The sequence below is a fragment of the Kitasatospora arboriphila genome (assembly GCF_039528095.1).
Taxonomy (GTDB): domain Bacteria; phylum Actinomycetota; class Actinomycetes; order Streptomycetales; family Streptomycetaceae; genus Kitasatospora; species Kitasatospora arboriphila.
In genome coordinates this window covers 1-568 of record NZ_BAAALD010000288.1, presented here as the reverse complement: position 1 = coordinate 568, position 568 = coordinate 1, and the positions used below count along the sequence as shown (strand labels likewise).

The window sequence follows — 568 nt, the reverse complement described above, 5'->3', positions numbered from 1 at the left end:
TGGGCTGGGAGCACATCAACCTAACCGGCGATTACGTCTGGCGGCAGAGCCGCAGACTGGAAGACGGGAAGTTTCGGCCCTTACGGATGCCCGGAAAACCTTAGCGTACGATTTTTTCCGAATTCTGCGGTTCCCCCATATTGATTTTTTTAGGCTTTCTTCTGGTCGCATGTCAGGCAAACTATATCCGGGATGTTCAGGGTGGAACGGTGGCACCATCGTCCTCCTCTGAACTGACGGGGATCGCGGTTCAGTAGAAAAGATCAAAGGATCTTCTTGAGATCCTTTTTTTCTGCGCGTAATCTTTTGCCCTGTAAACGAAAAAACCACCTGGGGAGGTGGTTTGATCGAAGGTTAAGTCAGTTGGGGAACTGCTTAACCGTGGTAACTGGCTTTCGCAGAGCACAGCAACCAAATCTGTCCTTCCAGTGTAGCCGGACTTTGGCGCACACTTCAAGAGCAACCGCGTGTTTAGCTAAACAAATCCTCTGCGAACTCCCAGTTACCAATGGCTGCTGCCAGTGGCGTTTTGCGTGCTTTTCCGGGTTGGACTCAAGTGAACAGTTAC

Annotated in this window: 1 protein-coding gene; it reads left to right on the top strand. The window is 50.9% G+C overall.

From position 1 onward, the window contains the following. Positions 1–137: 137 nt before the first annotated feature. Positions 138–257, top strand: coding sequence for a colicin release lysis protein (locus ABD353_RS40005; protein ID WP_099722053.1), 120 nt, complete (start codon positions 138–140; stop codon positions 255–257). Positions 258–568 lie beyond the last annotated feature (311 nt).